The organism is Nannocystis bainbridge (genome assembly GCF_028368995.1).
GTDB classification, from domain to species: Bacteria; Myxococcota_A; Polyangia; order Nannocystales; family Nannocystaceae; genus Nannocystis; species Nannocystis bainbridge.
In genome coordinates this window covers 857,026-868,865 of the sequence record NZ_JAQNDL010000003.1, presented here as the reverse complement: position 1 = coordinate 868,865, position 11,840 = coordinate 857,026, and the positions used below count along the sequence as shown (strand labels likewise).

The following is an 11,840-nucleotide window of genomic DNA, read 5'->3' as shown; positions in this document are numbered from 1 at the left end:
GAAGCGGCGAAGATGCGAGCGTACGTCGTTCGGCGAGGATCGGCGGATCGCAAGAGCACGCGAGCACGCGCCGAAATGGCGCGTGCTCGTGGGCAAAGGCGGCAGATCAGTCGACCTGGACCGACTGGGTGATGAGGCGGACCAGCAGCCTGTTGAGCAGCTCGACCTGGTACTCACCGATGGTCGGCTCGATGTGCTCGCCGCCGATGCCGCTGTGGCCGGTGAGGAACACGTAGGTGCCGCCGGTGGCGATGTCGATGAAGCGGAGGAAGAACTCGGTGTTCTTGTCGATGCCCGAGCTGGCGACCGGGATGATGCGCACGCCCGCGGCGGCCGCGTCGACGACGCTCTCCTGGATCCGCGCCAGGTCCTGCGCGCCCTCGTGGGGCGGGGCGTCGAGGACCAGGAAGGCCAGGCGCGACACCGCCGAGGCGCTCCACTGCGCGTTGTGGATCGTCGCGTCGAGCGCCTCGCTGACGGCCTCGGGGAAGTCGCCGCCGCCGTCGTAGTTCTGCGCGGCGAGGTCGGCCAGGGCGGCGTCGATGTCCTCGGTGAACGGGAACTCGCGCACCACGTACTCGTCGTCGTGGTCGCGGTAGAAGTTGACGCTGAGGCGGAGCTTGAACGACTGGCCGATGTTGTCGCGGATCTCCGAGATCACGTCGGCGAGCTCGACCTGCAGGTACTCGAGCTCGTCGCCCATCGAGCCGGTGGTGTCGATCATGAACAGCAGATCGAGCACCTTGGCCGGCGCCTCGGCGGCGTCGAGGTTGGCGATCGCGGGGTCGCCGGCGAACGGCTGGACGTCGGCGAGGGTGACGGACGATTCGCCGGAGCTGACCTCGATCGTGAACGGGCCCTCGCCCGCGGCGCCGACGAGGCCGTTGAACAGCTCGGCGCGGCCGCGGACGTCGGTGCGCGCGCTCCACAGCGGCTTCTGATCGCCGCCGAGCAGGACGACCTCGGCGTCGACCACCGGGGCCTGCTCGGAGAGCGCGACCACGGCGAAGCGCTGGCTGGTGTAGAGCTTCCACAGGTTTTGCATCGGCGACCACATGTCATTGCCGAGCAGACCGATCCAGAAGTCCCAGTGATCGAGGTCCCGCCATTCGCCGGCCGTCAACTGGCCCGGATCGATCGGCTCCTCGCCGCCGGTGTCGGTGTCACTACCGCCGCCCGAGTCGGGCCCGCTGTCGGTGCCGCCGCCGCCCGGATCGCCGCCGGAAGTGCTGGCGCCGCCCGAGTCGCCCGGCGCGTCGGTGCCCCAACCGTCCCCGGGCTCTTCGCCGCCGCTCCCGCCTTCAGTGCCGACGGGCGAGGACGCATTCGTGGCACTGCTGCCTTCGTCGCTCGGAGCATCATCGCCGCAGCCGACAGCCAGGGTCATGAGCGGAAGGGTGAGAAGCGCGAGACGAAGGGGACGACAGGCGGCGAAAGTCATAGGTTCCCCGAGCTCTTCAAGAGGCGTGCCACGGCTCCAAACGGGCTGCGGGGCGGTTTCACGGCGCCGCGGCGGGCGACGGCGCGCGGCCGCACGACACGGCTGTCATGATCCGCCGACCGCGTGGACCGAGCGAGCACCCGCGGTCGCACGTTGGCTGTCGTCGCCGTCACGCGGAGTCAAGACATTGGCATTCGAGCTGGCGACAATGAACGCGACCCCGTGTGACGGAGGTGCGAGGTCGCGGCGCCGAGTGACGCGCACGCCATCGACGAGGATCGTACGCGGCATCACAAGGAAGGCTGTTCCAGGATTCACGGATCGCCGCGGTACCGGTCGCATCGCTACGGGAGAGGTGAGGCGGGGTCGGCCGGGGCGCGAGCGGTCGCCGTGCCGCCGCGGCAGGTCGCGGGCGCGGAGGTCACGAGGGATCGACCTCGCGGCGTGGGTTCGCACGTCGCGCCCGCAGGTCGCTGCGGCCTCGCAGGGCCCGTCGCGCGCATGTGCGCGCGAAAGCGAGCCGGGGACGTGCGGGCGCGGTTTTGTTAACATCGCGGCCCCTCATGAGCGCCTCGACGACCCCCGCCTCCGACCTGCTGACCCTCGACGCCGCCGCGGTGAACGCCAGGCTGCCCTCGTTCACGGCCGACGAGCTCGAGGCGCTGGTGCGGCGGGCCAACAAGGAGTACTGGGACGACCACGCGGCGACGCTGCCGGACACGCTGTACGACCAACTGGTCGAGCGGCTCAAGCGGGTCCGGCCCGACGCGGCGGTGCTCGACGAGATGGGTCCGCAGGCGGCCGAGGCGCCGGCGATGGACGCCGACGAGGCGCTGCAGCTGGCGCCGGAGCAGCGGTTCGGCGCGGCGGTCCGCCACCTGCGGCCGATGCTGTCGCTCGAGAAGTGCTACAGCGAGACCGACCTGCAGAGCTGGGCCGGCAAGTTCAGCAGCGAGATCCTGGTGATGCCGAAGATGGACGGCGTGGCCTGCAGCCTGCGCTACGACAAGAAGGGCAAGCTGGTGATGGCGGCCACCCGCGGCTCGGGCACCGAGGGCGAGGACATCACGATGAACGCGCTCGAGGTGAAGGACATCCCGCGCACGGTCGACTCCGGCGGGGTCGAGCTCGAGGTCCGCGGCGAGCTCTACATGAAGCTCAGCGACTTCGCCAAGTTCAAGGGCGACTTCGCCAACCCGCGCAACCTGACCGCCGGGTCGATCAAGCAGAAGGAGCGCAAGAACACCCGCAACGCGCACCTGAGCTTCTTCGCCTACGACATCATCGGCCCCGAATTCGACAGCGAGCGCGACAAGTTCGAGCTGCTGAAGAAGCTCGGGCTCGGCGGCATCGACCACGAGTTCGTCGACCGCGAGGGGCTGCAGGCCAGCTACGATCGCTGGGCCCGCAACCGGCCCGAGCTCGACTACGAGATCGACGGGGTCGTGTACCGCACGGCGTCGGTCAAGGAGCAGCGCCGCCTCGGCCTCACCGGGCATCACCCGCGCTACGCGATCGCCTACAAGTTCCAGGGCGACTCGGGCGTGACCGACCTGCTCGACGTGCTCTGGTCGGTCAGCCGCACCGGGGTGATCACGCCGGTGGCCATGCTCGAGCCGGTGGAGCTCAGCGGGGCGCGGATCGGCCGCGCCAGCCTGCACAACCTCAACATCTTCGAGGCGCTCGGGCTGACTCACAACTGCCGCGTCGAGGTGACCCGCCGCGGCGGGGTGATCCCCAACGTCGAGCGCGTGGTCGAGTCGGGCCCGGCGTCGCGCCCGTTCGAGCTGCCGACGCAGTGCCCGGCCTGCGGCGGGCCGATCGAGCGCCGCAAGAAGCGCGACGGCGAGAACCTGTGGTGCGCCGAGCCGAAGAAATGCGTGCAGGCCCGCCTCGGCGAGCTCGAGCACTTCGCGAAGGTGGTCGACCTGCAAGGCTTCGGGCCGAAGGTGATCGGCGCAGCGGTCGACGCCGAGCTCCTGAGCACGCCGGCGGACTACTACCGCCTGCGCGCGGTCGATCTGCAGGGGCTCGAGCGGCTGGGCGAGAAGAGCGCGCAGAACCTGATCGAGCAGATCGAGGGGCACAAGGAGCTGCCGCTGGCGGTGTTCCTGCAAGCGCTGGGGATCGAGCACCTGGGCCGGCAGAACGCGCTGCTGCTGGCGGGCGAGTTCCGCACGCTCGAGCGGATCCGCGAGCTGACGCAGGCGGACCTCACGGCGGTCCGCGGGATCAAGGACGCGATCGCCGATGCGATCGTGCACGGCCTCGCGGCCCGCAAGGAGCTGATCGACGGGCTGCTCGAGTTCGTGACGGTGCTGCCCGGCGAGGCGGCGCCAGCCCCGGTCGAGGGCGCGGCGCTGTCCGGCAAGAGCTTCGTGTTCACCGGTACGCTCGAGGCGTTCACCCGCGAGGTCGCGCAAGCCCGCGTGCAAGCCCTCGGCGGCGAGAACCCGTCCGGGGTGACGAAGGCGCTGTCGTTCCTGGTGGTCGGCGCCGGCCGCGGGGCCAAGTCGAGCAAGCAGAAGAAGGCCGAAGAGCTGATCGCCGCCGGGGCGCCGCTGAAGATCCTCAGCGAGGAGGAATTCCTGGCGATGGTCGGCTCGCTCGAGTGAGCGGGGTGGTGTGATGGACATGTCTGAAGATGCATGTCCCTTGCGACAGGTCTATAAGGGCATGTCCGGGAGGGCATGTGGAAGGAGGGCGCGCTGTCCGGGCCGGAGCGGGCGAAGACCGGCGGCAGCCGTGGAGCACGGTCGCGGCCGCGGCGGACCACGCGTCAACGAAGCCTCGCCGAGGTCGCGGACGCGGCGGGCCCAGGGCGAGGACGTGGTCACCGCCGCGCCGCGTCCGTGGGCGGTCATGGGCCGCAGGACGAGCGTCGCGCCGGCGCCTGGGAGGTCGCTCGGCGGCGCGGGCGGGCTCGAGTACAATCGGCGGCGATGAGCGAGGACGCGGACGAGAAGGAGCGGCGGATCGTCGAGGCGCGGCACAAGCTGATGGAGCGCTGGGAGCAGCGGATGCGCGACTCGCCGGCGCTGTCCGACGCGCGCCCGCAAGGCTCGGGGCCGCCGAATCGCCACGGGATGCCGAAGCTGCCGGTCGGCCAGACGGAGACGCGAAAGTGGCCAGTGCTCGACCTCGGCCGCAAGCCGGTCGTGCCGAAGGACAGGTGGCAGCTGGTGGTCGACGGAGCGGTCGAGCAGCCGCTGACGCTCGACTGGGCGGCCTTCATGGCGCTGCCGCAGACGACCGACACCAGCGATTTCCATTGCGTGACGTCGTGGTCGAAGATGGACATGCAATGGGTCGGCGTGCGCTTCGCCGACCTGATGGCGCGCGTGCACCCGACAGCGACGGCGGTCCACGTGATGTGCCACGGCTACGACGGCTACACGACGAACGTGGCGCTCGAGGAGGCGCTCAAACCCGATGTGCTGCTGGCCCACACGGTCGACGGCCGCGAGCTGGCCGTGGAACACGGCGGGCCAGTCCGCATGATCACGCCGCAGCTGTATGCGTGGAAAGGGTCGAAGTGGATCAGCCGCATCCAGCTGCTGACGCGCGAGAAGCTGGGGTTCTGGGAGATGAACGGGTATTCGAGTTCGGCGCATCCGTGGCGGGATGATCGCTACAGCCGGTCCAGAGGGAGTTGACGGGAATTTTGAATGAATGGGCACTACCCAGTTGCGGCGGTTCGCGGACTCGGCCGGCGAAGCGACGAGCGAGACGGTTTCCGACCTCTCACACCCCCAGGAGCGCCGCCAGTGCCGGCAGGTCGAGCTCAGCGCCGCCGGGCCACAGGCGCAGCCGCCGTGTCGGGTTGCCCGCCCGGGCGCCAGGTGCCTTGCCGACCTTCGCTTGAGCGGTACTCAGGCGACGCCGAAGTTCGGCTGCGTCGAAGATTTTTACCGGATACCCCCCGAGCTCGAGGCGTCGAGCTGCGATGGGGAGGTGCGCCGTCTCGCGTGTGTCGATCGCCGCATCAGCGAGCGTCAATTCGGCCTGGGCGAGTCGCTCGAGGATGAACTCGAGGCCCACAGCATACTCGGTATTGCGTGCGTCGGCCGAACCGCGGGTTCCGCCGCGCGCCTCAAGCACGATGCTCGGCCGGCCGTCGACCTCTTCCAGGCGAAAGGTCGCGTCGATCGTCGAGCCGTCAGCGCGAACCGGACGATGAGGCCCGAACGAGCCCAGACGAGGCTCGGTCAGCTTCCAGGCAACGAGCGCCCAGCCGGTGTCGATCCACCGGGTCGAGCCCTTGGGCGTGCCGTCGAGGTAGCGCGCGCGGTTGACCCGCGCCTCGTCGAGCACGCCGCCATGGGCTTGCACGTCGTCGCTTGCGACAGCGACCCATGCGAGATCGGTCAGCGAGATTGAGCGCTCGGCAAAGCCTTCCTCGCCGCCGTCGATACGCAGCCCACCGCGCTGCGACGGACCGAGAACGCGGGCACGCCGCCCCCCCTGGACAAGCATCGCGTTCGGCATGGCGAGGAGCACGTCGACAACTCGCTGCGCGCGGGCAAGGCTGCCATCTGGAAGGACCCTGGACACGGTGCGTCCGTCGCCCCAGCGCTGCCACGTCCGGTAGTCGACGTCGGGGATTTTCCATCCGTCGTCTTGCCAGCGCCCGACACCCAGGTATTGAAATCCGCCGTCGGTCTGCGCGAGGACGAAAGCGGTCTCGGCTGGCCGGCGCGCGACGGACCCTCGCACTCTGTCGGGAGCGACGAGCTGGCCGGGACTGTCGATGAACACAAACAAATGGCCGCCCCATCGGCCGGTGGCAGGCCGGGCGATGCCGAAGGTGGTTTCAAGATCCGTGATGGTCGTACCGACGGGTGGCGCGATATCTTCGGGCCGCACCGACCCCTCGAGGCGGGCAATCGCCCGCATGTCCTCCGTAGCTTCGTACGACGGACCCGCAGGGTTGTCGGAAAGCAGGCGCCAGCGGCCTTCGCTTTGGACAATGCGCTTGAGCTGCCACGAGCTGCCTTCGGGAAGCTGGATGAGTGCGATGCAGTTGGTGAGCGCGCTCGCCGGCAAGTTGCGGCAGTAGCGGAGGATGGCCCAGTCACCGTCGCGAAGTGGATGCGAACCGCCGTCCATCGATGTTCCGGAGACACGCACCGCGAACCGATCCGATGCTTCCCCCTCGACCGGCAACAGCACGAGCTCGGAATCGGGCGGCTCGGCTTCCCCGAGCGCGGGACCAGCCGCAGCGCGCAGGTCCGGATAAGCGACGACGGCGCGTCGGGTGAACGGGAGCAGGTTGCTCTGCACCGGCTCGCACCACAACCCGTCGGGGCTGGCGACGAAGCGGACGTCAAACGCGGTGCCGGGTTGACCCGCGGCGGGTCCGAACCACCTTCGCAGCAGATCTGGCAACTGGTTGCGAGCCGACCCGACGGGCCGCGCGACGTTGCAGAATCCCGTGACGAAGCGAAACAGCCAGACGGAGCCATCGGGCAGACGAACGGGGAGTTCTTGCCCGGAGACGTTTTCGGTCGCCCGCTGGGGTAGCTTGATGATCGGGTCGCGTTTATTCCAGATTACCCGGCAAACAAAGCTGTCGTCGCTGATCGGCACGCGGTAGCGCGCGAGACGGTAGTCGACGAGCTCGTGCACGAGCCCGGGAAGCGCGGGATCGGGTGGGAGCGCGAGACGGAAGCGGTCGTCCTCGTCGACCACGAACCACGTCCGTTTCTTCTTCTTGGTGGCCGTCCATGCCGCGATGGGATTGTCTCGCCAGTAGGCGACCCAGCGGCGGGCGGCGGACTCGTCGGGATTTGCGGGCAAGCGATCGTGCTCGAGCACATCGGCCAGAAGTTCAGGCGAGCGCCGCAGACGACTCCAGGCGCCGAGGGCGAGGTCTCGGACCGACAGACCGGAAAACAGCGCGCCGGCGTCGAGGAGCACGTCGAGCGTCACCATCTTGAAGCTCTTCGTCATCTCGGTGGTTTCGAGGTCGTCCAGAAAGCCGCTGTCGAGCACGCGCAGCTGTTCGGGCGTGAGGTCACCTTCCGCAGCGACGAAGGCGAACCAGCTGCCGTGGCGAGCGCGCAGGGTGGCGGGCGCATATCCGAGACGCTGCAACTCGCCCGCGGTCGGGCGATGGTCGCGAGTGTCGCGCAGCTCCCGGTAGGCTTGTTCAACGCGCTCGGCCCCACCGAGGCGGTACAGGCTCTCGAGGATCCGCTTGGCCTCGAGCTCGAGCTCGACGGTGCAGCCGTGCGGGAGTTCGGTGCGGCCGGTGGCGACCAGTGTGGCGAGCGCCGCGGCACGATCTCCGAGCGAGAGCAGGGCTCGCAGACGCTCAAGGAAGATCTTGTGATTACCGACGAAGTCGAGGACCGTCACCGCCTGCTTGCCGGGAGCAGCCCGGAGCCCGCGCCCGAGCTGCTGCAGGAAGACGACGCTCGATTCAGTCGGACGTAGCATGACGACGCGGTCGAGCGCGGGGACGTCGACGCCTTCATTGAAGATATCGATCGCACAGATCGCGTCGAGCTCGCCGCGCTGCAAGCGTGTCAATGCGAGGTCGCGGTCATCCGAGCCCGGGGCCGCGTAAACCTTGGCAACTCGCACGCCCCGCGCCGCCAGCCAGGCGGCGGCGTAGTCCGCGTGCGCCACGCTGCAGCAGAACACGAGCGTGCGCGTGCCTGGATGGGCCTGCCAGGACACCCACAGCGTTTGCATACGGCGCTCGGTCTGCGCCGCAGCGGCGAGCTGTTCCGCATCGAAGTGATGGTGGCGCCAGGGGATGTTTTTGTAGTCGATGTCGTCGCGGACACCGAAGTAACGAAACGGAACCAGGCGGCCGATCTGGACCCCGCGTGCGAGGTCGGCGCGGTAGGCGACGTGGTCGTCGAACAAGCCGAGGATGTCGGCAGCATCGGCACGATCGGGGGTGGCGGTGAGACCGAGCAGGAACGTCGGATCGAGACGCGCGAGGATCTTGCGATACGACTCCGCAGCCGCGTGGTGCACTTCGTCAATGACGACATAGTCGAACCGCTCGGCGGCGAGCTGGTCGATCCACGGCGCGCGCGAGGCTTTGGCGATCGAGGCGAACACGAGATCGGCGCCGATGTCCGCGAGATCTTCGAGGCACCAGCCGACGCGGGCGCTGACGTTGCGACTGCGCAGCTGCGCCCGGTAAGTGCCGGCCGCCTGACGCAGGAGTTCACGGCGATGGGCGAGAAAGAGGAGGCGCGGTACACGGCCGAGCTCGTCCCACAGCTGGACGAAGTCGAAGGCCGCTAGCCAGGTCTTGCCGAGGCCGGTAGCGAGCACGACCAGGGCGCGGCGTCGGCCCTGTTCGCGAGTCGCACGCAGGCACGCGAGCGCCTCCTTCTGCACGTCGTGGGGCGTGGCAAGCCGCACGGGCGGATCGACCTCGATCTCGCCCGGCGGCACCGAGGCGGGACGGGCGCGTACCCTGGCGGCATAGGCCGCGATCCAGGTCGCGTCGAGCGGCTTGGCTCTCGACCAGAGCGCCGCGAACGCGTCACGGATGCGGCCCCACGCGCGAGCGTCGGCATCGCGTTCGACCCTGAGGTTCCATTCGATACCGGTGTCGAGCGCCGAGCGCGAGAGGTTCGAGCTGCCGACAAACGCGACGCCGAAGTCAGGGCCTTCAAGATGCCAGGCCTTGGGATGAAACGAGCGCGTACGGCCGGGCAGCCCGGCAACCTCGACGACCTTGGCCTCGAGCGTCCCCCGCTCTCCCCGGGTCGCCTGCCAGTCGAGGAGGAGCTCGAGCGCCTCGACCTGCGTGATCTCAAGGTAATCGCCAGTGATGATCCGGATGACAGCGCCCTCGCGCAGAGCGGTCTCGAGGGGATGCTCAATCCGCTCAAGGCCGCTTGCCTGCACGAACGCTGACACGATGTCGACTTTTTCGGCGCGCGCCAGGAGCGGCAGGACGTGCGCGGCGAACGGGTCGTCCTCGCCGCCCGAAGCGAGCGGCGGAGTGTCGCGGAGGTAGTTGCCGCGGCTGGGGATGACGTGGCGGACCCCCCCGCGCGGATCGTCCATGTCGCCGACGTAACGCGGGATGACATGCACGTGGAGATGCATGACCGTCTGGCCTGCGGCGGCCCCCGCGTTGAAACCGACGTTGTACCCGTCTGGCTTGTCGCCGGCATCGAGCATGTGCTTGATCGCGTCGACCGCTCGCCAAATGGCCTCCCGCTCGGCTGCGCTGGCGTCGAACCAGGTGCCGACGTGGCGCCGGGGAATGACGAGCGTGTGGCCGCGCGAGACCGGATGGAGATCCCGCACCGCGATCACGAGCTCGTCCGACCACACGATCTGGCTGTCGGGGATGGCGCAGAATGGGCAGGGCGGCACAGGCGACCTCAGCGCGAGTGTACGCGAGCCAGAGCGGCGTGGGCGAGCGACGGACCAGCTTCCTCTCCCGGTGCGCGTCGTCGCGCTCCGCCCGGCGGCAATTCGTCTCAATGAGCCCGAGTGAGGGTGACGGCGTCCCAAGAGCCGCCGATGCGTTTGATGAGGTCGTCGAGCGTCGCTACCAGGGCTCGGGCCTCGGCGAGCGCGGATCGTCCTCGGTCCTCCACAGCTTGCCTTTGGGATTGCCCCGAAAAAGTGGACACTTTGTTTATGCCGCTTGAGTCTGCGCCTGCTCGGCGTAGAAGCTCTCCTCGTAGGCGATCGGGGTCGAGTACCCGATCGACGAGTGGCGACGCTGGCGATTGTAGAATACTTCGATCCACTCCGAGATGGCCGTCCTCGCACCATCCCGGGTGAGGAGGTGCCCCAGCGCGGCCCTCAGCGCGCCGAGGACCAGTTCGGTGCGCATGTGGTCGGCCATCGACCAGCCGACCACGCGGCGCGAGAACAGGTCGATGATCACCGCGAGGTAGAGCCAGCCCTCGAGGGTCCACACGTACGTGATGTCAGCGACCCACGCCTTGTCGGGCTTGCTGGCGGTGAAGTTGCGCCCCAGGACGTTGTCGGCCACGGGGAGTCTGTGGTTCGAGTCGGTCGTCCTCGCGAATTTGGGTCTCCGACGGCCCTGGATTCCCTTCTCGCGCATAATCCGGGCTACTCGCTTGCGGCTGACCTTGCGGCCACGTCCTCGTAGTTCGCTGCGGACTCGCGGGCTCCCGTAGGTCCGCCTGCTCGCGGCATGGATCTCCGGGACTTCCTGGGCGAGGGCCGCGTTCTCCCGCGATCTCACCGAAGGTTCACGTGTCTTCCATGCATAGTAGCCGCTCCGCGAGACGTCGAGGGTCTCGCACATCATGCTGACCGGGAAACTGGCCTCCTCCGCCGCGATCACCTGGAACACGGTCACGTCTCCCTGGCGAAGAAGGCCGCCGCTTTTTTTAAAACGTCGCGCTCCATCTCCACCCGCTTCAATTCCTTGCGTAACCGGACGAGCTCGGCCCGCTCATCCGTCGTCAGCGTTCCTCGCGGGGCCGGGCTCTGACCCGTCTCTTCCTGCCACCACTGGCCTCTCGTCGGCGTGCGTGACGAGGCCGTACAGCGAGCCGGCGAGACCGAGCGGCGCGAGCTCTGCGGCGAACTTCGGGTCGTCATGGCGGCGAAGGCCGACGACTTCGGCCCACGCCCCGGCGATCTTCGTACACACGCGGGGCAGCGGGAGCTCGCCACAGGCCTGCCGCGAGCACGAGCCCCGGCCCGCGACCCCCGCGCTCACATCGTGCACATGTCGTGGTCGCATGTGCCGTACGTGTACCCGTAGGAGCAGGTGCCCGTCGACGGATCGTACGTGCTCGACGTCAGGGTCCTCGTGCGCACCCGACCGAAGCCGCAGCCGATGCAGGTGTGGCTGCCCGGCGCCAGGCAAACCGACGCGGGCAGGCCCTGCGGCGCGCTCAAGGGCAGGTCGCCGGCGCCGCCGAGCGCCGGGATGAAAGCGATGCAGTCCTCGCCATCGCACGACTCGCCGGCCTCGCGCAGGTTGATGTGCGCCGTCGGGCTCTCGCCGTCACAGGTCGCCTCGAGCACCGGTGCCACGAAGACGCGGTCCCCGAGCTGTAGCGGATCGATGAGGAGCTGGGAGACGCGCGCGTCGCCGTCGCACTCGAGGGTGGCGCGCTGCTCGTCGCTGAGCGCGAGCTCGACGACCTCGCCGTCGGCGAGCTCGATCGCGGCCGAACCGGCGAGCTTCAGCGACATGCCGGCGACCGCATCCTCGGCATCCTCAAGGTTGGGGGTGTAAGCGACGAGGCTCGCGGCGGCCGGATCTCCCGCGTCGCAGCCGGGCACGGCGAGCAGTCCGGCGAGCAGGGTGGTCAGCGCGACGAAACTACGAACATTGGTGTTGAACATGAGCGATCTGTCTTTCCAGGGTGAGATGAACGCCGCGGCGTCAACCGCGACGCCACCTGGATTGCAGAACGCGTAC

The 11,840-nt window shown here is 68.8% G+C and carries 5 protein-coding genes and 1 pseudogene; 2 read left to right on the top strand and 4 right to left on the bottom strand.

Translation table 11 applies throughout. From position 1 onward, the window contains the following. Positions 1-106: 106 nt before the first annotated feature. Positions 107-1,387 (bottom strand): vWA domain-containing protein, encoded by a 1,281-nt coding sequence (locus POL25_RS28800; RefSeq protein ID WP_272089442.1) that lies wholly within the window; start codon positions 1,385-1,387, stop codon positions 107-109. A 617-nt stretch (positions 1,388-2,004) separates the two neighbouring features. Here POL25_RS28800 and ligA point away from each other — a divergent pair. Together ligA and POL25_RS28790 are read left to right on the top strand one after the other, a co-directional pair. Then, positions 2,005-4,056, top strand: a complete 2,052-nt coding sequence (ligA, locus tag POL25_RS28795; protein WP_272089441.1) for an NAD-dependent DNA ligase LigA — start codon at positions 2,005-2,007, stop codon at positions 4,054-4,056. A gap of 327 nt (positions 4,057-4,383) precedes the next feature. Beyond that, positions 4,384-5,097, top strand: a complete 714-nt coding sequence (locus POL25_RS28790) for a molybdopterin-dependent oxidoreductase (RefSeq protein ID WP_272089440.1) — start codon at positions 4,384-4,386, stop codon at positions 5,095-5,097. Positions 5,098-5,185: 88 nt separating this feature from the next. On the opposite strand, the gene POL25_RS28785 is transcribed toward POL25_RS28790, so the two are convergent. The 3 genes and pseudogenes from POL25_RS28785 to POL25_RS28775 form a co-directional block, all read right to left on the bottom strand. Beyond that, positions 5,186-9,796 (bottom strand): DEAD/DEAH box helicase family protein, encoded by a 4,611-nt coding sequence (locus POL25_RS28785; protein ID WP_272089439.1) that lies wholly within the window; start codon positions 9,794-9,796, stop codon positions 5,186-5,188. 268 nt (positions 9,797-10,064) lie between these two features. Then, a pseudogene (locus POL25_RS28780) lies at positions 10,065-11,008 on the bottom strand (IS3 family transposase). 117 nt (positions 11,009-11,125) lie between these two features. Then, on the bottom strand, positions 11,126-11,764 hold the full coding sequence (locus POL25_RS28775) for a hypothetical protein (protein WP_272089438.1): 639 nt from the start codon (positions 11,762-11,764) through the stop codon (positions 11,126-11,128). Positions 11,765-11,840 lie beyond the last annotated feature (76 nt).